A 21515-nucleotide genomic window follows, 5' to 3' on the forward strand; every position below is an offset into this window, starting at 1 on the left:
GCCAGGTTTCGGCTCGCCGGGGTTCGGTTAATGGGACCCTCTGACCGAGGACCACCGCTCGAGAAGATCGCATGGAGGTGACCCATGCGCGTCGGCCTCGTCTGCGCGCACGCCGGCCCACCCAGGGGCGCCGACGGCCTGACCGTCGGCACCCACCAGCACATCGCCCGGGTCGCCGCCGAACTCGCCGCGCGGGGTCACGACGTCCGGGTGTACGAGCGCCGCGACGACCCGGGCCTGCCGGACACGGCGACGGTCGACGGTTACCGGGTGGAGCGGGTGCCGATCGGCCCCGCCGCCCCGCTGCCCACCGCCGAGCTGGTGCCGCACGTGTCCGCGTTCGGCGCCTGGCTGGCCGACCGGTGGGTGGGCGACTGGCAACCCGAGGTGGTGCACGGGCACTACTGGGTCGGCGGGCTGGCCGCCGCGCACGCGGTCCGCGAGACCGACATCCCGGTGGTGCAGACCTTCCACTCCCTCGGCGTCGAGCAGCTGCGCCACCTCGGCCGGCAGTACGACGGGCCGGGGGAGCGGATCCCGCTGGAGCGCGCGCTGACCCGGGCGGTGGACATCGCGGTCGCCCAGTGCACCGACGAGGTCGACGAGCTGACCCGTATGGGGCTGCAACGCGCCTCCGTGGCGATGGTGCCGGCCGGCGTGGACACCACGCAGTTCCACCCCGACGGCGAGGCCGCCCCCCGCGACCGCCGGCCCCGGATCCTCTCCGTCGGCGGGCTCTCGTCCGGACACGGCCAGGAGGACCTGATCCGGGCCATGCGGCTGGTCGGCGACGCCGAGCTGGTGATCGCCGGGGGACCGCCCGCCGGGCAGCTCGCCAACCACGCCGAGGCCCGGCGGCTGCGCGAGCTGGCCGAGCGCAGCGGGACGGCCGAGCAGGTGAAGCTGGTGGGCGCGGTGCCGCACGAGCAGATGGCCACCTGGTACCGCTCGGCCGACGTGGTCGCCTGCACGCCGCACTACTCCTCGGCCGGGCGGGTGTCGCTGGAGGCGATGGCCTGCGGGGTACCCGTGGTCGGCTACGCCATGGGCGGGATCGCCGACGCGGTGGTGGACGAGGTCACCGGCCGGCTGGTGCCGCCGGGCGACGTCCGCACGCTGGGCGTGACGCTGCGTCGGCTGCTCGCCGACAACGCCGGGCGCTTCGCGTACGGGCACGCCGCCGTGGACCGGGTCCGGTGCAGCTACACCTGGGAGCGGACGGCAGGCGCGCTGGAGCGCCTCTACGAACGGGTGGTGAGCCGGCGCAAGCCGGTCGAGGCGGCCTGATCCGCCCGGCTCCCTCAGCTCGGACGACCGGTCGCCCCGGCGCCGACCATGTCCCGGTCCCGTTCCCCGGCGACCGCGTGGTGGTGCTGGGGTTCGGCGTACCGGGTGAGGCCGATGACCGCCGCGAGGGTGACTAGGAAGCCGACGGCCGCGAGCCACTCCCGGCCGGGCCAGATCTTGTCGTTGAGCAGCAGCAGGCCGACGACCGCGGCGGGCACCGCCCCGGCGGCGTCCATCGCCGCCACGGCGGCCGTGGTCGAGCCGCGCTGCATGGCCAGGCCGAGCAGCAGCTGGCCGACGATCGAGTGGGCGATCAGCAGGTAGAGCAGCGGGTCCCGGACGAACGCCTCGGGCGTCGGGGCGGAGGCCAGCGGCCGGGCGGCGACCGCCGCGGCGGAGAACGCCAGCCCGGCCAGCGCGCCGAGCGCCACCGAACCGGGCGCCCCGTGCAGGCGTACGGCGAAGAAGCCGATCACGGCGATCACGCCGAGCGCCACCGCCAGGGCGATCATGCCGGTGGTGCCGAGCGGCTTGGCCGGCGCGGGCTCGGCGGAGAGCACCAGCGCGGTGATCCCGGCGAACAGCAGCACCAGCAGGGCCACCTCGGCGGCCGGCAGCCGCCACTTCAGCACCAGCACGCCGAGCAGGGCGGTGACCCCGAGCCCGGCGGCGACGCTGGACTGGACCAGGAAGAGCGGCAGGTCCCGCCGGGCGAGCAGGGCCAGCACGAACCCGGCCACCTGGCAGCCGAGCCCGATCAGGTAGGCCCGGTGACCCGCCAGCCGCAGCAGCAGCCCCGGGTCGAAGGAGTGGTGCACGGTGGTGCGGGCGGCGGCCACCGACTGGAGCAGGTTGGCGACGCCGTACGCGACGATCATGGCCGCGAGGAAGCACCAACCGGAGGAAACCACCTGGCGAGGATAGAGGCTGCCGGGGGTCAGTGCTCGATTGGCCGACCCAGCCGGGCGAGGATGTCGGCGTGCAACGCGCCGTTGCTGGCCACGGCGCTGCAATCGGCGCCCGCGTCGCCGGCGGGGGCGGGCCGGCCGGCCAGGTCGGTGAACGTCCCGCCCGCCTCGGTGACGATCGGCACCAGCGCGGCGACGTCCCACAGCGACAGTTCCGGCTCCACCATCACGTCCAGTGCGCCCTCGGCCAGCAGCATGTAGCCGTAGAAGTCGCCGTAGGCCCGGCTGCGCCAGGTGTCGCGCATGAGCTGGAGCATCGCGTCCAGCCGGCCGGCGGACTCCCACCCCGTCAGCGACGAGTAGCAGAAGCTCGCGTCGGAGAGGTCCCGGACGGCGGAGACCCGGATCGGGCTCCCGCCGGCGGCGTCCGGACCCGCGTACGCGCCCTCGCCGAGGGCACCCCACCAGCGGCGGCCGAGCGCCGGCGCGGAGACCAGCCCGGCGACGGGGTGATCCCCCTCCAGCAGCGCGATCAGCGTGGCCCAGACCGGCACGCCACGGATGAAGTTCTTCGTGCCGTCGATCGGGTCGACCACCCAGCGCCGGCCGTCCGGGCCGCTGGCGGGCTCCTCGCCGTACTCCTCGCCGAGCAGGCCGTCGGCCGGCCGGTGGGCGGCCAGCAGGGCCCGGATCTCGCGCTCCACGGCGGTGTCCGCGTCGGAGACCGGGGTCAGGTCGGGCTTCGCCTCGACCCGCAGGTCGAGCGCGCGGAACCGGGCCGTGGAGACGGCGTCGGCGGCGTCGGCGAGCAGGTGGGCGAGGGCGATGTCGTCGGCGTACCCGGGCATGCCCCAAACGGTAACGGCGACCGGCTCAGGATCCGGCGAGCGGGTCGCCGGGATTCCGCTGGTCGGCCTCCGCCCGCGCGTCGCCCTCGCCCGACCGGGACGCCAGCAGCCGGCGGTACGAGGCCAGCCGGCGCGGATCGGCCTTGCCGGCGGCGACCCACGCGTCCAGCCCGCAGTCGGGCTCGTCCGGCGTGTGCGGGCAGTTGGCGGGGCAGTCGACCGTCCCCTCGACCAGGTCGGGGAAGCCGTGCAGCAGGCTGTCTGCGGAGACGTGCGCGAGCCCGAAGCTGCGTACGCCCGGGGTGTCGACGATCCAGCCGGCCGGGGCGTTCCCGCCGTGCGCCGGGTCCCGGGGCAGTCGCAGCGCCACCGCGCTCGTGGAGGTGTGCCGGCCCCGGCCGATCGCGCTGACCGTGCCGACGGCCCGCGCGGCGTCCGGCACGAGTCGGTTGACCAGCGTCGACTTGCCCACCCCGGAGTGCCCCACCATGACCGAGATCCGCCCGGCGAGCAGGCTGCGCAGGGCGTCGAGGTCGGAGTCCGGGCGGATCAGCACGTACGGCAGCTCCAGCTCGGCGTAGTAGCCGAGCACCGCCTCGGGGCCGGCCAGGTCGGCCTTCGTGAGGCACAACAGCGGCTCGATGTCGGCGTCGTACGCGGCCACCAGGCACCGGTCGATGAACCCGGTGCGCGGCGGCGGGTCGGCCAGCGCGCTGACGATGACCAACTGGTCGGCGTTGGCGACGACCACCCGCTCCAGCCGGCCCTCAGCGGTGGTCTCGTCGTCGTCGGCGGTGCGCCGCAGCACCGACGTGCGCTCGGCGATCCGGACGATGCGGGCCAGCGCCCCAGCCGTGCCGGAGGTGTCGCCGACCAGGCCGACGCGGTCGCCGACCACCACCGACTTGCGCCCCAGCTCCCGGGCCCGCATCGCGGTGACCAGGGGAGCGTCCGGCCCGGCGTCGGGCGGCACACACGTGTAGCGGCCCCGGTCGACGGCGATCACGAAGCCGTCCACCGCGTCCTCATGCCGTGGGCGGGTGCGGGTACGCGGGCGCGACGACCTGCCGGGACGGACCCGGACGTCGTCCTCGTCGTACTCCCGCCGTCTGGTCGCCAGGACGCGGCCCCCTTCGTCGTGTCAGCTCTTGCCGGTCACCATCGCCGACCATAGTGCCGGAAACTCGGGCATGGTCTTCGAGGTGCACGACACGTCGCTCAGCTCGACGCCCGGCACGGCCAGGCCGGCCACGGCGGCGGCGTGCGCCATCCGGTGGTCGTGGTAGGTCTCGAACACCCCGCCGTGCAGCGGCCGGGGCCGGATCTCCAGCCCGTCCGGGGACTCGGTGACGTCGGCGCCCAGGGCGGTGAACTCCCGCGCCAGCGCGGTCAGCCGGTCGGTCTCGTGGCCCCGGATGTGGCCGACGCCGGTGAACACCGACGGCGAGTCGGCGAGCATGGCCAGCGCGGTCAGCGCCGGGGTCAGCTCGCTGACGTCGGAGAGGTCGGCGTCCAGGCCGTGCACCACGCCGGTGCCCCGGACCGTCAGCCCGGCGGTGGAGAGGGTCACCTCGCCGCCCATCCGCTGGAGCAGCGAGCGGAGCTGCTCGACGGGCTGGGCGCTGCTGCGCGGCCAGCCCTGGAGGGTCACCTCCCCGCCGGTGACCAGGGCGGCGGCGAAGAACGGCACGGCGCCCGACAGGTCGGGCTCGATCTCCCAGCCGCGCCCGGTCAGCGGGCCCGGCTCGACCACCCACACGTCGGGCGTGCCGTCGTCGACGGCCGCGCCGGCCGCCCGGAGCATCTGCACCGTCATCCGCAGGTGCGGCGCCGAGGGCACCGGCGGCCCCACGTGCCGGACCACCACGCCCCGGTCGAAGCGTGGCGCGGCCAGCAGCAGCCCGGAGACCAGTTGGCTGGACGCGGAGGCGTCGATGACCACCTCACCGCCGGCCACCCGCCCGGCGCCGAGCACGGTCAGCGGCAGGCTGCCGGTGGCGGGGGCGTCCACGCGTACGCCGAGTGAGCGCAGCGCCCCGATCAGCGGGCCGAGCGGCCGGGTGCGGGCCTGCGGGTCGCCGTCGAAGGTGATCCGCCCGTCGGCCAGGCCCGCCACCGGCGGGACGAAGCGCATCACGGTGCCGGCCAGGCCGACGTCGACGTGCGCGGGGCCGGCCAGCGGGTGGGGGCGTACGAGCCAGCGCTCGTCGTCGCTGATCGACATGTGTGCGCCCATCGCGCGCAGCCCGGCCGCCATCAGTTCGGTGTCCCGGGCGCGCAGCGGCCCGGTCAGGGTCGACGGGCCGCTGGCCAGCGCGCTCAGCACCAGCGCGCGTGCGGTCATCGACTTGGACCCGGGCAGGCGCAGCGTGGCCCCCACCGGATCGGAGGCGGTCGGAGCGGTCCACGGCTGCGGCGGCCGGGTCGCGATCAGGTTCCCCACGCCTCCATTCTGCCGCCTCCGGCGCGGGCGCGGCCGGTCGGCGCGCTCACTCCCGGTCAGCGGGACAGCCGCTGGGCGCGCGGCAGGTTAGCGTGTGCGGCATGTGCGGGAGGTACGCGACGACCCGGAGCGCGGGCGACCTGAGCGCGCTGTTCGAGTCCCAGGACGAGACCGGCGGTCGCGTCGGCCCCGACCACAACGTCGCGCCCACCGACCCCGTGCCGCTGGTGCGGATCAGTCCCGAGGGGCACCGCGCGCTCTCGGTCGGCCGTTGGGGGCTGGTCCCGTCCTGGTCCCGGTCGCCCGCCGGGGCCGCCCGCATGATCAACGCCCGCGCCGAGACGGTCGCCACCAGCCGCGCGTACGCCGGGGCCTTCGCCCGTCGCCGCTGCGTCGTCCCGGCCGACGGCTGGTACGAGTGGGTCCGCACGGCGGACGGGCGCAAGCAGCCCTACTACATGACCCCGGCGGACGGCTCGGTGCTCGCGTTCGCCGGCATCTGGTCGGTCTGGGAGGGCTCCGGCGGTCCGCTGCTCACCTTCAGCGTGCTCACCACTGCCGCGCTCGGCGAGCTGGCCGAGGTGCACGACCGGATGCCGCTGCTGCTGACCCGGGAGCGCTGGGGGGCGTGGCTGGCGTCGGACGAGCCGGAGTCCCTGCTCGCGCCCCCTCCGCCCGACTGGCTGGCGGCGCTGGAGATCCGGCCGGTGGGCACGGCGGTGGGTGACGTACGCAACGACGGGCCGCAGTTGACCGAGCGGGTGCCGTTGGCGGGGACCGCCACGCCGGAGGAAATGACGCTCTTCTGACAGTCCGACACATTGTCGGGTGTGATTTGCCAGAGTTGCGGCCGAAAGGTCGCCCTGTCGTTCCCCCATATTCACCGGGAAGTCTTGTCCCGATGTCCGTAAGTGCGATAGAACACAGCGCCGGTAGTTGGGAGTCGATTCGCACGGGGCGGACGACGCGCACCGAAATCTTGCCGGTCCCACGGGGGAGGTGGGTGGATGACACGGGCACGTATGCCCCGCCCGCACGAGGTGGCCGCCGCACGACGAGATCCGCGGCTGTTGCGTGCGTTGCGGGAGCGGCGACAGGACGAGGCGTGGCGGACCAGAGGAACCTGCCGCAACATCGACCCGGAAACGTTCTTTCCGGCGCCGAACGAACCAGCCGACGCCGCCGTCGCGCTCTGCCGGAGCTGTGACGTGCAGGGCTCCTGCCTGGCCTGGGCGCTGGAGGTGGGTGACTGTCACGGCGTCTGGGGCGGCACCACCCCGCGCGAACGGCGGGCGATGCTGGTGGCCTGGCGCGACGAGGTGCAACCGGATCCCGACGCCGCCGGCGAGGCGGGCCCGCCGGTCCGGGACCGGTTGCTCACCCTGGTGCCGCTGAGCTGACCGTCGGCTGACACGGTCGCAGCCGGCCCGCCACCTCGGCGGGCCGGCTGCCCGTCGTGCCGGGGCCCCCGCAGAATGGGCCGATGCCGCAGGACGACGAGATCTCCACCCCGCGCGGGCCCGCCCGGGTCGACACCGACCCGCCGGCGGGCGCGCCGAGCGCCCTGCTGGTGCTCGGCCACGGCGCGGGCGGTGACGTCGACGTGCCCGACCTGCGTGCGCTCCGGGACGCGGCGGTCGACGCCGGTCTGGTGGTTGCCCGGGTGACCCAGCCGTACCGCGTCGCCGGCCGGCGCGCGCCGGCCCCGGCGGGGCACCTCGACGAGGCGTGGAGCGCGGTGCTCGCCGTGCTGCGGCAACGGCATCCCGGCGTACCCCTGCTGGTGGGCGGACGCTCCAGCGGCGCGCGGGTGGCCTGCCGCACCGCGCGGGCGGTGGGCGCCGCCGGCATCGTCGCGCTCGCGTTCCCGCTGCACCCGCCCGGCCGACCGGAGCGGTCGCGGGCGGCGGAGTTGACGACGGGCCTGCCGACCCTCGTGGTCAACGGCGACCGCGACCCGTTCGGGGTGCCCGGGCCGGGGCCGGGCGTGCACGTGGTGACCCGCCCGGGGGAGCGGCACGACCTGCGGGGCGACCCGGCCGGCACGGCCGCGGTCGTGCGCGACTGGCTGCGCGCGGAGGGCTGGACGCGCGGCTGAGCGTTTCCGCTCGCGGCGGCGGGTCGTTGCATCGGATGGCGCCGGCCGCCCGTTCGGGTGGCGACGCCGGTCCTCCCAGGCCCTTCCTGGTCCCAGCGGCGGCCTCCGTCGGCGCCGGGGCCGGGAACGGGAGGCCGGCGGAATGCCCTGCCCCGTCGGGGGCGTTGCACCCCCCGGACGACATTTCTGGCGAGGGGGGAGACGGGTGCCGACGGAGACGCGGGTCCGGGAACGGGACGAGCGGGAGACGCGGCAGCTGCGACGGCTGCTGGGCGGCCCGGACTGGCCCGCGGTGGTGCCGCCGGTCGGCCCGGCCGCGAAGGGCACGCCCACGGTGAGCACCAGCACACCCGCCGGAAGTGAATCTGCGGGCACGCCCGTACGCGTATCCTCGGCGGGAAAGCATCCGACGCGAGGGGATGTGCGGTTGACCACCGAGAAGACGGACGAGCGCAGGGCCCGCTTCGAGCGGGACGCGATGCCCTTCGTCGATCAGCTCTACGCTGCCGGGCTGCGGATGACCCGCAACCCGGCGGATGCCGAGGACCTGGTCCAGGAGACGTACCTGAAGGCGTACGCCGCCTTCCACCAGTTCGAGCAGGGCACGAACCTCAAGGCGTGGCTCTACCGGATCCTCACCAACACCTACATCAACTCCTACCGCAAGCGGCAGCGCCAGCCCATCCAGGCACCGACCGAGGAGATCACCGACTGGCAGCTCGCCGAGGCCGAGTCGCACACCTCCAGCGGGCTGCGGTCAGCCGAGACCGAGGCGCTGGACCGGCTGCCGGACAGCGACGTCAAGGAGGCCCTCCAGCAGTTGCCGGAGGAGTTCCGGCTGGCCGTCTATCTGACCGACGTCGAGGGCTTCTCCTACAAGGAGGTCGCCGACATCATGGGCACGCCGATCGGCACGGTCATGTCGCGCCTGCACCGGGGCCGACGTAATCTGCGCAAGCTGCTCGAGCAGTACGCCGCCGAGCGGGGCTTCAGCGCCGCGGCGTCGAAGAAGGGCTCGACCGCTTCCGCCGGCCGGGAGGTCTGACATGAGCTGTGGGGATCCGCACGAGACGGACTGCCGAGAGGTCATCGCGGAGGTCTACCTCTACCTGGATCTGGAGTGTGCCGAGGAGCGGCGCGCGCTGATCCGGCACCACCTCGACGAGTGCGGGCCGTGCCTGCGCGAGTACGGCATCGAGCAGGAGGTGCGGGCGCTGGTGGCCCGCTGCTGCGGCAACGAGACCGCACCCGACCAGTTGCGGGAGCGGCTGCGGCTGCGCCTCACCGAACTGGTCGTCTTCGAGAGCACCGAGTCGAAGGAACTGGCCGACTGAGGTCGGCCGGGGCAGACAGCAACGCCGGTGGTCCGGGTCGTGACGACCCGGACCACCGGCGTCTGCGCTGACGTGAGGCCGGGCGGTGGGCCCGGCCGCCGGTCAGGAGTTGGGGCGCTTGCCGTGGTTCGCGCCGCTCTTCTTGCGGGCCTTCTTCTTGCGGGCCTTCTTCGCCATGGTGACCTCCTCGTGATGGTCGGATCCGCCTGCGCACGAGCTCGGCGCCGGTGCACGCACCGGTCCTCCCGGCGCGGGGTCCGACCCGCTGATGCTAGTGCGGCCGGCACCCGCCGTCGTCCGCCGGGCCCATATCCGGTCATCCACCGACCCCGGTCGCTCCACGCCCGTCGGCGGTCGCCCGCATGATTGGATACGTCGGCAGGCAATCGCGAGAGGGAGGGCCCTGAAGATGGCCGAGGAGATCCGCGCCGAGATGGTGGCGAACGTCTGGAAGGTCGTCGCGTCGGCCGGGGACACCGTGTCGGAGGGGGACACGCTGGTGATCCTGGAGTCGATGAAGATGGAGATCCCCGTGGTCGCCGAGGCCGACGGTGTCGTCAAGCAGCTCGCGGTCAACGAGGGCGACGTCGTGCAGGACGGTGACCTGATCGCGGTGATCGATTGACCGGCCTCTCGGTCCGGCGGGCCGGGCCGGACGACTTCGCGGCGGTGGCCCGGCTGACGGTGGCCGCGTACGAGGCGGACGGCCAGTTGAAGGGCGAGCACGGCTACGCCGACGTGCTCGCCGACGTGGCGTCCCGGGCACAGGACGGCGAGGTGCTCGTGGCCACCGACGACGCCACGGGTGAGCTGCTCGGCTCGGTGACCTTCGTCCTGCCCGGCACCCGCTACGCCGAGCTGTCCCGGGCGGGCGAGGCGGAGTTCCGGATGCTGGCGGTGGACCCGGCCGCGCAGGGGCGGGGCGTCGGTGCGGCGCTGGTCGAGGCCTGCGTGTCGCGGGCGACCGAGCTGGGCTGCTCCGCCGTGGTCATCTGCGTACGCCGCGGCTTCGCCGCCCCCGCCCAGCGGCTCTACCTGCGCCGCGGCTTCGTCCGGGTGCCCGAGCTGGACTGGGCGCCCCTGGCCGGGGTGGAACTGCTCGCTCTCCGGTTGGCGCTCACCGGCGGGTGAGGCGGCGCCAGAGGCGGCTCAGGGGGGAACGCTGCCGGGGCGCCGGGCGGGTGGCCGTCAGCGCGGCGGCCAGGGCCGCCGTCTGCGGATCCAGGGCCGGGCTGGCCAGGGCCAGGTGCGCCAGGGAGGGCGCGATCGGCACCGGGCGGGTCCGGGCGACCGCCGCCGCGTCGGACAGCACTCCGGTCACCACCCGGGCCACCTCGGGGCGTACGTCCGGATCGACCCAGGCGGCGGTGACCAGGGCGAACAGGGCCGCCTCGGTGACCCAGTCCTCGACACCCCAGACCAGGTCCAGCAGCACCCGGCGCCGGGTCGACTCCGCCCACGGCTCGTCGGTGCGGTGGTGCAGCAGGCCGAGGCACGCCCACACCTGCACGCAGCGCACCCAGAGCGACGGGTCCTGCCCGAGTACCCGGCCCAGCGCCGTGGGCGGCGCCTCCGGCGGGTGCGCCAGCAGGCCGAGCAGGTCGGCCAGCTCCAGGGTGGCCAGGCCCACCGCCGCGTCGTACACCGCCGGCGGGTGCGGCCACGCCGGGTGGGCGAGCTGCCGCAGCCGCGCGGCCGCCTCCGGCGAGGGCGCCGGCACGGCGGGCACGATCGTCGGCCCGTCGTGGTGCCAGAGCCGCAGGGCGGTGGGCCGTCGGGGCTCGCGCGGGTCCGGATCGGGTACGCCCGCCACCTCGACGCGCAACCCGGGCGCGGCCGTCGCGGCGGTACGCAGCGCGCTGGGCGGCGCGGGTGAGCCCAGCCGTACGACGCCGAGGCCGGCTCGCTCGTCGGTGACTGCCTGACGCAGCGCGTCCACCAGCGGCCCGGTCGCCGGGGTGAGCTGGCCGAGCCAGGGGCGGCCCCGGCAGCTCTCGGCCAGGTCGCCGTGCTCGTGCGTGTCGTCGGGGTGGTCGCGGACGAAGTCGGCGAGCGCGACGAGGTGCGCCACGTCGCCGTCACGCTGGTGCCGTAGCCGGTGCGCGGTGTGCACGGCGCACTCGAAGGAGGGGTCCCGGGCCAGGGCGCGGTCTATCCAGTCGAGCGCCTCGTCGAGCCGCCCGTTGTCGGCGAGGGTGCCGGCGATGTCGGCGTAGACGGTGAGGTCGTCGGGGTCGTGCGCCACGGCCCGGCCGAGTGCCGCCAGCGCTTCGCGGGTACGCCCGGCGCTGCGGTACGCGTACCCGAGCCACACCTCGCCGATCTTCGACGGCTCCGCGCGTACGCCCCGGGCAGCCCAGCGGATCGCCAGGTCTGCCTGCCCGACCCGCCTGGCCAGCGCGGACGCCGCGCCAAGCAGCAGGGCGTGTTCGGGGTGGACGGTGACGGCGTTGCGGGCCAGCGCCAGGTAGGGGGCCAGGGCGGCCCGGCCGGCCCGGGGCACCGGGTCGGCCACGGCGGCGCAGACCTGCATCAGGATCCGGGCGGTCCGGTCGGGTTCGAGGCGTTCGGCGAGGTCCGGGGTGGTCACCCACGGGACGCCGGCCCAGTCCGTCGCGGGCGCGTGACCGGTGGCCGCGACCAGCAGGTCCAGCCCTTCCGCCGGCCGGCCGGCGGCGGCGAGCAGGTGGGCGCGGGCCACCACGGCACCGACGAAGGCGTGGCCCTGGAGCGGGAAGAGGTCGACGCCGCCCGTGCCGTCGGCGGCGGCCAGGCGGGCGAGCGTCTCGTGCACCTCGGGCAGTGTCGGGGCCTGGGCCAGCGCGGCGGCGACGTGGCTCGCCGCGTGTGCCAGGTCGCCGTCGTCCATGGCGAGGCGGGCCAGGGCGAGTTCCTCCGCCGCGGTCGGCGACCGGTCGTCCTCGGGCACGTGGTCCTCTCGCTCGTCGTGGAATCGGGCAAGCGTAGGTGGAGCGGGGTCGGGCAAGCCTAGGTGATGCCGAACCGAGATGGTGATCATCTGCGCACTACTGCTCGTTCGATTGCTCGTTCCAGATCAAAGGTGCAAGACTGAGCAGGAAACGCGCGGCAATCGCGCAGTGGGAGGAGTTTCCGTGACGCGTGCAGGGGCTGGCATGGCCGCCGACATCGACGAGCAGCCGGCGGGCTACGAGCGACTGCTCTCCGCCGAGCACGCCGGGGCGATCGCCCGGGTGGCGGCGGTCATCGCCGAGCGCCGCCCCCGACACGTGGTCTTCACCGCCCGGGGCACCTCCGACCACGCCGCCCTCTACGGGGCGTACCTGACCGAGATCCGGCTCGGCCTGCCCGCCGGCCTCGCCTCGCCCAGCGTCGTGACCCTCTACGGCGCCACGCCGGACCTCTCCGACGCGCTGGTCGTCGGCGTCAGCCAGAGCGGCGGCTCGCCCGACCTCGCCGAGGTGCTGCGCACCGCCCGCGACTCCGGCGCGCTGACCCTCGCGGTCACCAACGCGCCCGACTCCCGGCTGGCCGACGTCGCCGAGCTCAGCGTCGACATCGCCGCCGGGCACGAGCGCGCGGTGGCCGCCACCAAGACCTACACCGCCGAGCTGCTCGCCCTGCTGATGCTCGTCGAGGGCGTCCGGGCCGGTGACGGCGCGCTGCCCGCCGACGAGCGCGAGGCGCTCGCCGCCCTGCCCGAGCTGGCCGCCCGCACGCTGGAGGACCCCACCCCGGCCCAGCTCGCGCCCCGCTACCGGTTCGCCGGCCAGCTCGTCACCACCGGCCGCGGGTACGCGTACCCGACCGCCCGCGAGGCCGCGCTGAAGCTGATGGAGACCTCCTACCTGCCGGCGCTCGCGTTCTCCGGCGCCGACCTGCTGCACGGCCCCCTCGCCATGACCGACCCGGACGTGCCCGTGCTCGCCGTGGTCGGCTCCGGGCCGGGCGGCCGGTCGATGGGGGAGGTGCTGCCCCGCCTCGGCGAGCGCCGCGCCGACGTGGTGGTGGTCGGCTCCGCCGACGTCGAGGGCGCCACCCGGATGGCGGTCCCGGAGGTCGACGAGCGGTACGCGCCGCTGCTGGACATCCTGCCGTTGCAGCGCCTGGCGCTGGCGCTGGCACTCGCCCGGGGCGAGGACCCGGACGCGCCGCGCGGGCTGAAGAAGGTCACCGCGACGATGTGACGCCGGTCGTGGCACGCTGGTCAGCGTGTCCACGCTGCGCGACCTCGCCGAGGAGCACACCCGCCTCCGTCCGGCCGACATCGACCACCTGCACCGGATCGCCGGCGACTGGCAGTTGCTGTCCGATCTGTCCTTCGCCGACCTGCTGCTCTGGGTGCCCGTGGACGGTGACGGCTCCTTCCTCTGCGTCGCCCAGGTCCGGCCGACGACCGCACCCACCGCGTACCTGGACGACCAGGTGGGGCGGATCGTCGGCGGGCCCGAGGTGGCGCACCTGGAGGTCGCCCACCGGCAGGGCCGGATCTGGCGGGAGGGCGACCCGGTCTGGTACGGCGACGTGCCGGCCCGGCACGAGGCGATACCGGTCCGGCTGCGTACCACCGACGGGGAGGCCGGCGAGGTGATCGCCGTGGTGGGGCGCGACACCAACCTCTCCACCGCCCGCACCCCGAGCCAGCTGGAGCTGAACTACCTCACCACCGCCGACGACCTGGCCCAGATGATCGCCGACGGGACCTTCCCGCCGCCGCGCCATCCCGGGGAGACCACGTCGGCCCCGCGCGTCGGCGACGGGCTGGTCCGGCTCGACGCCGGCGGCAAGGTCACCTACGCCAGCCCGAACGCGCAGTCGGCGTACCGGCGGCTGGGCTACGCCTCCCACCTCGTGGGCGAGGACCTGGCGGCGCTGCACCGCAGGCTGGCCAGCGACCCGCTGGAGGGCACCGACGCGGCGAACGGGATCCTCGCCGCGCTGCGCGGCGAGGCGCCGCCCCGCCGGGAGATCGACGCGCGGGGCGCGACGATGCTCACCCGGGCCCTGCCGCTGATGCCCGCCGGGGTGCCGATCGGCGCGCTGGTGCTGGTCCGCGACATCACCGAGGTACGCCGCCGCGACCGCGCCCTGATCACCAAGGACGCCACCATCCGCGAGATCCACCACCGGGTGAAGAACAACCTCCAGACCGTCGCCGCCCTGCTGCGGCTCCAGGCCCGCCGGGTCTCCATGCCGGAGGCCCGGGTCGCCCTGGAGGAGTCGGTACGCCGGGTCGCCTCCATCGCGCTGGTGCACGAGACCCTCTCCATGTCCAGCGACGAGGCGGTCGAGTTCGACGGCATCGTCGACCGGGTGGCCAGCGCCGCGACGGAGGTGGCCGCCACCGAGGCGACGGTCGGCATGCGGCGCGAGGGCAGCTTCGGCGTACTGCCCGCCGAGGTGGCCACGTCGCTGGTGATGGTGCTCAACGAGCTGCTGCTCAACGCCGTCGAGCACGGCTTCCCGTCGGACGCCGAGACGGCCACCGCCGAGGCCGGTTCCGCGACGCCCGCCACGCCTGCCCCGGCGGCGGCCGGGCCGGTTGCCGCGGAGGTGGTGGTGTCGGCGCACCGGTTCCGCAAGATGCTGCACGTCTCGGTCACCGACAACGGGCGCGGGCTGCCACCCGACTTCGACGCCGAGCGGGGCGGCAACCTCGGCCTGCAGATCGTCCGGGCGCTGATCACCGGCGAGCTGCGCGGCACCATCGAGCTGCGCGACGGCGCGAAGGGCGGCACGGAGGCGACGCTCGTCGTTCCGCTGGCCCGCAGTGCCCCCGACGGCCGTTCCGCTGGCTGACCCCGGCGGGCCGGGCGGTGCCGGCGGGCCGGGCGGTGCCGGCGGGCCGGGCGGGAGCGGCGGTGCGGCCGGGAGCGGCCAGCGGGCCGGACGGGGGCGCCGGCGGGCCGGCCGGGAGGTGCCTGCGGGGCCGGCAGGTCAGCGGGTCAGTAGGGCGACGGTCAGCCCCGGGCGCGGCCAGATCCGTTCGACGGTGAACCCGTCGCGTAGCGCGTCGCCCTTGGCGCCGGCGACGGCGGCCAGCGGATCGTCGCGGCGGCCGGACACCACCAGCCAGACCCGGTCCACGCCGGCCAGACACTCGCCCGGGCGGGCGCACTCGGTGGCCCACAGGTCACCCCGGTGGGCCTGGTCCTCGACCACCAGCACGTCCCGGGGTCGACGCTCGCCCAGGTGGTACGCGAGACCCACGTCGAGGAAGAGCCAGCTCTCGCGGGGGGAGTAGACGACGGCGTCGCCCGGCCGCTGACCGTCGGCGACGATCCGGGCCGCGCCCCGGTAGTCCACCGTCGCGTTGCGCGGCCACTCGTGGGTGCGCCGCAGCGCCGCCTGGTCGGGCAGCCCGAGCAGCCCGGCCAAGGCGACGACGGCCAGCGCGGGCGGCAGCGGCACCGCCGTCAGCGCCGCGCCGGCCAGCAGGCACGCGAACGGCACCACGAAGACGAGGTAGCGGGGCACCCAGAGCGGTACGGCCAGCCCTGCGGCGAAGAGCAGCAGCACGGGCAGCAGCACGGCGAGCCCGGGCAGCAGGGCGCGCCGGCCCAGCCGCGCCGCCCCGAGCGCCGCGAGGCCCACCAGCACCCCGCCGACCACGCCGCTCTGCGCCACCCCGCCGGCGAGCGCGGCGAGGTCGTCGGGGCGTACGGCCTGCACCCAGTCGAGCTGCCGGGAACGCTGTGTCCGGGCGAGCAGCACCAGCGGGGCCAGCAGCAGTGCGCTCGGCAGCAGGGCGAGCACCCAGCGCAGTTGCCGGTTCGGCGGTCCCGTACGGCGGGTGGTGAGCACCGCCACCGCGTGCGCGGCGAGCAGGGTGAGCGCGACCAGATGGGTGAGCCCGAGCGCGGCGACGACGGCGGCGTACCCGGCCCAGCGCGTCCACCCCGGCCGCGCCAGCGCCTCGACCAGCAGCAGGGTCGCCAGCACCGCCAGGAGGGTGGCCAGCGCGTACGGGCGGGCCTCCTGTCCGTACCGCGACGTGCCCGGCAGCACCGCGAAGAGCAGCCCGGCGAGCAGCCCGACCCGGGTGTCGAACAACCGCTGCCCGAGGAGCGTGGTGAGCCCGGCGGTGGCGGCCATGGCCAGGGCGGCGGGCAGCCGCAGGGCGGTCACCGAGTCGCCGAAGACGGCCACCCAGGCGTGCATGAACAGGTAGTAGGGGCTGGTGGCGGCGTCGATGGTGCCGGCGAGCCGGACGAGGTCGGCGGGCGACCGGCTCGCCGCACTCCAGGTGGCCAACTCGTCGCGCCAGGGCTGCGCGTGGTCGATCCCGGCCAGCACGACGGTCAGGGTGAGCAGCGTCGGCACGATCCAGACCAGCCGACCCGTGCGATCCGGCCCGCCCACCGCCTCGCGCGCCGGCGGGACGCGGTCGCCGGGCAGGTCAGCGGAACCGGTCACATACCGCAGCGTCACACAGTCCGGCGGCCCGGTGCGCCGATCCGCCGATCGGCGGCTGACCCACCACATGGCCGCACCGGGGAGCGCGCGCCACGAGCACCGGGACGCCGACCAGGTGCCGTCGACCCGGAGCGTGGCGGCGTCAGCCCTCGACCGTGATCCCGTGCTCGCGGCACGCGGTCACGAGGAGGGGCAGCGCCTCGCGCAGTGACTGCCGGTAGAGCTCGGCGCCCGGACCGGTCTCGCCGCGCTGGCGCTGCACCCGTTCCACGGAACCGACCGCGAAGGGTCCCACCTTGGCCAGGCGGGGGTGCGAGGATGCCTCGAAGAGTTCGTTCAGCTCGACCAGCTTCTCGCGGGGCACGGTCTCCCCTTGCTCGCCGCGGATCAGCACCCCGGCGGAGCGGCACGCGCGTACGCCGCTGTCCTCGTCCTCGGGCGCCGCGAGGCTCCGGTACGCCACCACCGCGCCGGCCCCCACCAGGAGCAGCCCGAGCAGGGCGGCCACGGCCACCACGACGCGGCGTCGGCTGCGCCGAGCCGGATCGCCCGCTGGCGCGGTCCCGGTGTCCGTCATGTCGGCGGGCGGGTGGGTCATGGACACGTCCTCCGTTCGGGTGGCGGCGGAGCTTAGCACCGGCGGCGGTGGCGCCGTGGCCCGTGATGTGGGATGAGCACGTACGCGGTGGCTGACCCCCGTCGGGTTGTGGCAGCATCACCTTCATGAGCGCCGCCGTCGTCCGCCGCTTCGTGGCCCGTCGCCACGTCGACTACGGCCGCGTGCGCAGCGCCATCTGTCCGGCCTACTGACGACGCCCGACCCAATCTGTCTCGGGCGCGCCGCGCGCCGGCTGTTCCGACACCGTTGTCGCCAGCCCGTTCCGACGGGTCGGCCGCGCGCCTCGCGTATCCAGAGGCACCCCAGACAACGGAGGACGCCGCCATGGCGGTCAGCAGCATCCCGGCCCGGGCCGGGGACCCGACGTCCCCTCGACCGGCCCGTGCCCCCCGCCGGGCCCGGGGCGAAGGCCAGTGGGCGCTCGGTCACCGCGAGCCGCTCAACCCCAACGAGCGGATCAAGAAGGACGACGACCCGCTGAACGTACGGGCCCGGATCGAGAACATCTACGCCCACCAGGGGTTCGCCTCCATCGACCCGCAGGACCTGCGCGGCCGGTTCCGCTGGTGGGGCCTCTACACCCAGCGCCGGGCGGGCATCGACGGCGGTCGCACCGCCGTGCTGGAGCCGCACGAGCTGGAGGACGAGTTCTTCATGCTCCGCGTCCGGGTGGACGGGGGCGAGCTCAACCTGGCGCAGCTGCGGGTGGTCGCGGACATCTCCCGCGAGTTCGCCCGGGACACCGCCGACATCACCGACCGGCAGAACATCCAGTACCACTGGATCCGGGTCGAGGACATGCCGGAGATCTGGCGTCGGCTGGAGTCCGTCGGCCTGCAGACCACCGAGGCGTGCGGCGACTGCCCCCGCGTCGTGCTGGGCAGCCCGGTCGCCGGGGTGGCCCGCGACGAACTGCTCGACCCGACGCCGGCGGTCGACGAGATCGTCCGCCGGTACGTGGGCGACAAGGCGTACTCGAACCTGCCGCGCAAGTTCAAGACCTCCATCTCCTGGCTGGTCGACACCCCGTACGAGGCGAACGACATCGCCTTCCTGGGCGTGGACCACCCGGACCACGGGCCGGGCTTCGACGTGTGGGTCGGCGGCGGCCTGTCCACGAACCCGATGCTGGCCCAGCGGCTCGGCGTCTGGGTGCCGCTGGACGAGGTGCCGGACGTCTGGGCGGGCGTGGTCGGCATCTTCCGCGACTACGGCTACCGCCGGCTGCGCCACCGCGCCCGGCTGAAGTTCCTGGTCGCCGACTGGGGCGTGGAGAAGTTCCGCGAGGTGCTGGAGAAGGAGTACCTGGGCCGGGCCCTGCTCGACGGCCCGGCACCGCAGCTGCCCGACCGGCCGGTGGACCACATCGGGGTGCACCAGCAGCGTGACGGTCGCCACTACGTGGGCGCCGCCCCGGTGGTGGGCAGGGTCTCCGGCGGGCAGCTCGCCCGCCTGGCCGACGTGGTCGAGGCGCACGGCAGCGGGCGGGTACGGCTCACCCCGTACCAGAAGCTGCTGGTGCTGGACGTGGCGCCGGAGCGGACCGACTCGCTGGTGCGCGAGCTGCGGGGGATCGGTTTGGAGGCGCAGCCGTCGGCCTGGCGGCGCGGCACCATGGCCTGCACCGGCATCGAGTACTGCAAGCTGGCGATCGTCGAGACCAAGGCACGCGGCGAGGAGCTGGTGGCCCGGCTGGAGGAGCGGCTGCGCGACTTCGACGCCGACATCTCCATCCACCTCAACGGCTGCCCCAACGCCTGCGCCCGCACCCAGGTCGCCGACATCGGCCTCAAGGGCCAGCTGGTGGTCGGCCCGGACGGCAGCCAGGTCGAGGGCTTCCAGGTCCACCTCGGCGGCGGGCTCGGCATGGCCGAGGGGCAGACGGCCGGGTTCGGCCGCAAGCTGCGCGGTCTGAAGACCACCGCCGACGAGCTTCCGGCGTACGTGGAACGGCTGGCCCGGCGCTACCTGGCGGGCCGGGAGGCGGACGAGACGTTCGCCAACTGGGTGATCAGGGTCGACGAGGAGGAACTGCGATGAGCGAGCGTAGCGAGCGAACCAGCGGGGCCGGCGCCGTGGAGCCTCGTCGCGGCGCCGGGCGAAGCGAGGTGACGCGATGAGCGAGACCCGTTCCGCGCCGCTGTACTGCCCGTACTGCGGCGAGGAGGACCTGAGGCCGAGCGAGGCCGGTCACGGCGCCTGGGAGTGCCACGCGTGCGCCCGGGTGTTCACGGTGAAGTTCACCGGGCTGCTCGGCCGGGCGGTGACCCGGTGAGCGGCGGCTCGGGCGAGCGGCCCGGCCTGGTCTCGGCGGCGGGCCTGGGCCTGGTGGGTCCGGGCCCTGCGGCACCGGCCGATCCGGCCCGGCGCGACCCCGACGAGTTGCGCGCGCTGGCCGAGGAGGCCGGCCGGGAACTGGAGGGCGCGCCCGCGCTGGAGATCGCCCGCTGGGCGGACGAGACCTTCGGCGACCGGTTCTGCGTCACCAGCTCGATGGCCGACGCCGTGCTGGCCCACCTGGTCTCCCGGGTCGCCCCGGGGGTGGACGTGGTCTTCCTCGACACCGGGCTGCACTTCCCGGAGACGCTCCGCGTCCGCGACGAGGTGGCCCGGACGCTGCCGGTGAACGTGCGCTCGATCCGGCCGCGGCTGACCGTGGGCCAGCAGGACGGCCAGTACGGCCCGCGCCTGTTCAACAAGGCCCCGGACGACTGCTGCCAGCTGCGCAAGGTGGAGCCGCTGGAGCGGGCGCTCGCCGGCTACGACGCCTGGGCGGCCGGGCTGCGCCGGGACGAGTCGCCGACCAGGGCGAACACGCCGGTGGTGACCTTCGACGCACGCCGGGGCAAGGTCAAGGTCAACCCGATCGCGGCGTGGCGGCAGGCCGACGTGGACGCCTACGTCGCCCGCTGGAACGTGCCGGTCAACGAGCTGTTCCGGCAGGGCTACGGCTCGATCGGCTGCTGGCCCTGCACCCGCCGTACGAAGGCGGGGGAGGACCCCCGGGCCGGCCGCTGGGCCATGTTCGAGAAGACCGAGTGCGGACTGCACGTCTGACCGGGCCGCTCCCGGTCCTTCCGGCGCCGTGGGGCGCGTCCGGACCGTCCGGACCGCTCCCGGTACCTCCCGTGCCGTCGGGGGCGTCCGGGCCGCTCCCGGTACCTCCCGTGCCGTCGGGGGCGCCGGGGGAGGCGGATCCGGTGGTCCTGGTCGCCCACGGCAGCCGGGACCCGAGGGCCGCCGAGGCGACCCTTGCGCTGGCCCGGGCCGTGTCGGCCGCCCGCCCGGGCACGCCGGTGCTGGCGAGCTGGCTGGACCACACGGAGCCGGGACCGGCGACCGTGCTGCGGGACCTGGCCGCCGCCGGGCACCCCCGGGCGGTGCTGGTGCCGCTGCTGCTCACCGCGGCGTACCACCGGCGGGTGGACGTACCGGCGGCGGTCGCGGCAGCCCGGGCGGCGGGGGCAACCATCGCGGTACGGGTGACCGACGTGCTCGGCCCGTCCGGCGGAGAGGTGGACGCCGCCCTGCTGGCGGGCCTGCGCCGACGGCTGGGCGAGGCGGGTCCGGGGCGGTTCGACGGGCTGGTGCTGGCGGCGGCCGGCACGAGGGACGCGCGGGCACGCGGGTCGGTGGGCCTGGTGGCCGCCGCCCTGCGCGCCGGTCTCGGTGTGCCGACCCGTGTCTCGTACGCCTCGGCGGCCCCGCCGGCCGTCGCGGCGGCGGTGGGGCGGCTGCGGGCCCGGGGCGCCGGACGGGTGGCGGTGTCCTCGTACTTCCTGGCTCCGGGGCTCTTCCACGACGCGGTCGCGGCGGCGGCGCGGGGCGCCGGGGCGGTGGCGGTGTCCGCCCCGCTGACCGACGCGCCGGAGTTGGCCGACCTGGTCCTGCGCCGGGTGGACGCCGTCGCCCGGGTGGCCGGGCTCACACCCCGCCCCTGACCCCGGAGCGGCGCCCGGCGGCTGTCCGGCGGGATGCCCCGGCTTCCCGTCCGTGGGCAGCGGGATGCCCCGGGGGTTCCCGCCCACGGACAGCAGTACGCCCCGGCCAGGCGGACCCGGCCGGGGCGTATCGCTGGTGTGCTGGATCAGGCGGAGTGAGCGCGCAGCACTCGGAGGCCACCGCGGCGCTTGACAGCCCGCCGCTCCTCCTCGCTCATCCCGCCCCAGACGCCGGCGTCCTGACCGGACTCCAGCGCCCACTGCAGGCACTGGTCGGTCACGGAGCAGCGCCGGCAGACGGCCTTGGCCTGCTCGACCTGCAGGAGAGCCGGTCCGGACGTCCCGATCGGGAAGAACAGCTCCGGGTCCTCGTCGCGGCAGACAGCATGGTGACGCCAGTCCATGGCGGCAACACTCCTCATTCTGGGTGGGTGGCAGAGATTGCTTTGTTGCTTTTCCTATATGCATCCGCAGCGCCGAATGGTGACGGTTCGCGTTTGACTATTCGGCAGTGCGTGAGCAGGCTGTGGTGGCCCCGCGGACCTGCTGGAACAGCTCACCCTTACGAGCGCGTCCAGGCAATGTCCCGGTAACTCAAGTTCGCTTGTGAATACTTTCACGAACGCCTGGGATGTCAAGGGT

Annotated in this window: 23 protein-coding genes; 14 read left to right on the forward strand and 9 right to left on the reverse strand. The window is 75.2% G+C overall.

The features are described from left to right. Positions 1–84 precede the first annotated feature (84 nt). Positions 85–1287, forward strand: a complete 1203-nt coding sequence (locus tag ACGFIR_RS19635; protein ID WP_392998815.1) for a glycosyltransferase — start codon at positions 85–87, stop codon at positions 1285–1287. A 14-nt stretch (positions 1288–1301) separates the two neighbouring features. Here the strand turns inward: ACGFIR_RS19635 and ACGFIR_RS19640 are convergent, their stop codons facing one another. The 4 genes from ACGFIR_RS19640 to aroA form a co-directional block, all read right to left on the reverse strand. Beyond that, a complete protein-coding gene (locus tag ACGFIR_RS19640; RefSeq protein ID WP_392999414.1) occupies positions 1302–2165 on the reverse strand; it encodes a hypothetical protein in 864 nt (287 codons plus the stop codon). A 59-nt stretch (positions 2166–2224) separates the two neighbouring features. Continuing rightward, a complete protein-coding gene (gene hisN / locus ACGFIR_RS19645; RefSeq protein ID WP_393146331.1) occupies positions 2225–3043 on the reverse strand; it encodes a histidinol-phosphatase in 819 nt (272 codons plus the stop codon). A 25-nt stretch (positions 3044–3068) separates the two neighbouring features. Further along, positions 3069–4016 (reverse strand): ribosome small subunit-dependent GTPase A, encoded by a 948-nt coding sequence (rsgA, locus tag ACGFIR_RS19650; protein ID WP_393146604.1) that lies wholly within the window; start codon positions 4014–4016, stop codon positions 3069–3071. A 168-nt stretch (positions 4017–4184) separates the two neighbouring features. Next, a complete protein-coding gene (aroA, locus tag ACGFIR_RS19655) occupies positions 4185–5486 on the reverse strand; it encodes a 3-phosphoshikimate 1-carboxyvinyltransferase (protein WP_393146333.1) in 1302 nt (433 codons plus the stop codon). A gap of 101 nt (positions 5487–5587) precedes the next feature. Here aroA and ACGFIR_RS19660 point away from each other — a divergent pair, with 101 nt between their 5' ends. The 5 genes from ACGFIR_RS19660 to rsrA all read left to right on the forward strand — a co-directional run bounded on the left by ACGFIR_RS19660 (position 5588) and on the right by rsrA (position 8918). Next, entirely contained in the window at positions 5588–6295 is a 708-nt protein-coding gene (locus ACGFIR_RS19660; RefSeq protein WP_392998821.1) for an SOS response-associated peptidase, read from the forward strand. Positions 6296–6493: 198 nt separating this feature from the next. After that, positions 6494–6886, forward strand: a complete 393-nt coding sequence (locus tag ACGFIR_RS19665) for a WhiB family transcriptional regulator (RefSeq protein WP_392998823.1) — start codon at positions 6494–6496, stop codon at positions 6884–6886. 83 nt (positions 6887–6969) lie between these two features. Next, the gene (locus tag ACGFIR_RS19670) at positions 6970–7584 is read left to right on the forward strand and encodes an alpha/beta family hydrolase (protein WP_392998825.1); all 615 of its coding nucleotides are present in this window, start codon (positions 6970–6972) and stop codon (positions 7582–7584) included. Positions 7585–7789: 205 nt separating this feature from the next. Continuing rightward, positions 7790–8629 (forward strand): sigma-70 family RNA polymerase sigma factor, encoded by an 840-nt coding sequence (locus ACGFIR_RS19675; RefSeq protein ID WP_392998827.1) that lies wholly within the window; start codon positions 7790–7792, stop codon positions 8627–8629. 1 nt (position 8630) lies between these two features. After that, positions 8631–8918 (forward strand): mycothiol system anti-sigma-R factor, encoded by a 288-nt coding sequence (rsrA, locus tag ACGFIR_RS19680; RefSeq protein WP_392998829.1) that lies wholly within the window; start codon positions 8631–8633, stop codon positions 8916–8918. 102 nt (positions 8919–9020) lie between these two features. Here the strand turns inward: rsrA and ACGFIR_RS19685 are convergent, their stop codons facing one another. Then, positions 9021–9095 (reverse strand): 50S ribosomal protein bL37, encoded by a 75-nt coding sequence (locus ACGFIR_RS19685; RefSeq protein WP_369700219.1) that lies wholly within the window; start codon positions 9093–9095, stop codon positions 9021–9023. Positions 9096–9321: 226 nt separating this feature from the next. Here ACGFIR_RS19685 and ACGFIR_RS19690 point away from each other — a divergent pair, with 226 nt between their 5' ends. Continuing rightward, positions 9322–9543, forward strand: coding sequence for a biotin/lipoyl-binding carrier protein (locus tag ACGFIR_RS19690; protein ID WP_392999418.1), 222 nt, complete (start codon positions 9322–9324; stop codon positions 9541–9543). Continuing rightward, complete coding sequence (locus ACGFIR_RS19695; RefSeq protein WP_392998831.1) at positions 9540–10049, forward strand: GNAT family N-acetyltransferase; 510 nt, start codon at positions 9540–9542, stop codon at positions 10047–10049. Before ACGFIR_RS19690 ends, ACGFIR_RS19695 begins: the two co-directional genes overlap by 4 nt. Here the strand turns inward: ACGFIR_RS19695 and ACGFIR_RS19700 are convergent. Continuing rightward, positions 10036–11787: a tetratricopeptide repeat protein gene (locus ACGFIR_RS19700; RefSeq protein WP_393146606.1), complete on the reverse strand. Its 1752-nt coding sequence runs from the start codon at positions 11785–11787 to the stop codon at positions 10036–10038. The genes ACGFIR_RS19695 and ACGFIR_RS19700 overlap by 14 nt on opposite strands. Before the next feature lie 265 nt (positions 11788–12052). Here ACGFIR_RS19700 and ACGFIR_RS19705 point away from each other — a divergent pair, with 265 nt between their 5' ends. Both ACGFIR_RS19705 and ACGFIR_RS19710 read left to right on the forward strand, forming a co-directional pair. Beyond that, a complete protein-coding gene (locus tag ACGFIR_RS19705) occupies positions 12053–13084 on the forward strand; it encodes an SIS domain-containing protein (protein WP_393146608.1) in 1032 nt (343 codons plus the stop codon). A gap of 25 nt (positions 13085–13109) precedes the next feature. After that, positions 13110–14696 carry a histidine kinase N-terminal domain-containing protein gene (locus ACGFIR_RS19710; RefSeq protein ID WP_393146335.1) on the forward strand — a complete coding sequence of 529 codons (1587 nt, stop codon included), beginning with the start codon at positions 13110–13112 and terminating at the stop codon, positions 14694–14696. Positions 14697–14834: 138 nt separating this feature from the next. Here the strand turns inward: ACGFIR_RS19710 and ACGFIR_RS19715 are convergent, their stop codons facing one another. Together ACGFIR_RS19715 and ACGFIR_RS19720 are read right to left on the reverse strand one after the other, a co-directional pair. Then, on the reverse strand, positions 14835–16259 hold the full coding sequence (locus ACGFIR_RS19715) for a glycosyltransferase family 39 protein (protein WP_393146610.1): 1425 nt from the start codon (positions 16257–16259) through the stop codon (positions 14835–14837). 196 nt (positions 16260–16455) lie between these two features. Then, the gene (locus tag ACGFIR_RS19720; protein WP_392998833.1) at positions 16456–16911 is read right to left on the reverse strand and encodes a hypothetical protein; all 456 of its coding nucleotides are present in this window, start codon (positions 16909–16911) and stop codon (positions 16456–16458) included. A 345-nt stretch (positions 16912–17256) separates the two neighbouring features. Here ACGFIR_RS19720 and ACGFIR_RS19725 point away from each other — a divergent pair, with 345 nt between their 5' ends. The 4 genes from ACGFIR_RS19725 to ACGFIR_RS19740 all read left to right on the forward strand — a co-directional run bounded on the left by ACGFIR_RS19725 (position 17257) and on the right by ACGFIR_RS19740 (position 20873). Beyond that, positions 17257–18972 (forward strand): nitrite/sulfite reductase, encoded by a 1716-nt coding sequence (locus ACGFIR_RS19725; protein WP_392998835.1) that lies wholly within the window; start codon positions 17257–17259, stop codon positions 18970–18972. Positions 18973–19048: 76 nt separating this feature from the next. Further along, positions 19049–19207, forward strand: a complete 159-nt coding sequence (locus ACGFIR_RS19730; RefSeq protein WP_148796392.1) for an IS1 family transposase — start codon at positions 19049–19051, stop codon at positions 19205–19207. Then, positions 19204–19989: a phosphoadenylyl-sulfate reductase gene (locus ACGFIR_RS19735; protein ID WP_393146337.1), complete on the forward strand. Its 786-nt coding sequence runs from the start codon at positions 19204–19206 to the stop codon at positions 19987–19989. The genes ACGFIR_RS19730 and ACGFIR_RS19735 overlap by 4 nt, the downstream gene beginning before the upstream one ends. Positions 19990–20099: 110 nt before the next feature. Next, entirely contained in the window at positions 20100–20873 is a 774-nt protein-coding gene (locus tag ACGFIR_RS19740; protein WP_393146339.1) for a sirohydrochlorin chelatase, read from the forward strand. A 146-nt stretch (positions 20874–21019) separates the two neighbouring features. On the opposite strand, the gene ACGFIR_RS19745 is transcribed toward ACGFIR_RS19740, so the two are convergent. Then, complete coding sequence (locus ACGFIR_RS19745; RefSeq protein WP_007072794.1) at positions 21020–21277, reverse strand: WhiB family transcriptional regulator; 258 nt, start codon at positions 21275–21277, stop codon at positions 21020–21022. Positions 21278–21515 lie beyond the last annotated feature (238 nt).

Source organism: Micromonospora sp. NPDC049051 (assembly GCF_043197575.1).
Taxonomy (GTDB): Bacteria; Actinomycetota; Actinomycetes; order Mycobacteriales; family Micromonosporaceae; genus Micromonospora.

Bases quoted from the DNA above. Each gene is read 5' to 3' on its own strand.
- ACGFIR_RS19635 (WP_392998815.1), top strand. From the start codon at position 85: ATGCGCGTCGGCCTCGTCTGCGCGCACGCCGGCCCACCCAGGGGCGCC.
- ACGFIR_RS19725 (WP_392998835.1), top strand. From the start codon at position 17,257: ATGGCGGTCAGCAGCATCCCGGCCCGGGCCGGGGACCCGACGTCCCCT.
- ACGFIR_RS19665 (WP_392998823.1), top strand. From the start codon at position 6,494: ATGACACGGGCACGTATGCCCCGCCCGCACGAGGTGGCCGCCGCACGA.
- hisN (WP_393146331.1), bottom strand. From the start codon at position 3,043: ATGCCCGGGTACGCCGACGACATCGCCCTCGCCCACCTGCTCGCCGAC.
- ACGFIR_RS19640 (WP_392999414.1), bottom strand. From the start codon at position 2,165: ATGATCGTCGCGTACGGCGTCGCCAACCTGCTCCAGTCGGTGGCCGCC.
- ACGFIR_RS19700 (WP_393146606.1), bottom strand. From the start codon at position 11,787: ATGGACGACGGCGACCTGGCACACGCGGCGAGCCACGTCGCCGCCGCG.
- ACGFIR_RS19720 (WP_392998833.1), bottom strand. From the start codon at position 16,911: ATGACCCACCCGCCCGCCGACATGACGGACACCGGGACCGCGCCAGCG.
- ACGFIR_RS19660 (WP_392998821.1), top strand. From the start codon at position 5,588: ATGTGCGGGAGGTACGCGACGACCCGGAGCGCGGGCGACCTGAGCGCG.
- ACGFIR_RS19745 (WP_007072794.1), bottom strand. From the start codon at position 21,277: ATGGACTGGCGTCACCATGCTGTCTGCCGCGACGAGGACCCGGAGCTG.
- ACGFIR_RS19730 (WP_148796392.1), top strand. From the start codon at position 19,049: ATGAGCGAGACCCGTTCCGCGCCGCTGTACTGCCCGTACTGCGGCGAG.
- ACGFIR_RS19705 (WP_393146608.1), top strand. From the start codon at position 12,053: ATGGCCGCCGACATCGACGAGCAGCCGGCGGGCTACGAGCGACTGCTC.
- rsrA (WP_392998829.1), top strand. From the start codon at position 8,631: ATGAGCTGTGGGGATCCGCACGAGACGGACTGCCGAGAGGTCATCGCG.
- ACGFIR_RS19670 (WP_392998825.1), top strand. From the start codon at position 6,970: ATGCCGCAGGACGACGAGATCTCCACCCCGCGCGGGCCCGCCCGGGTC.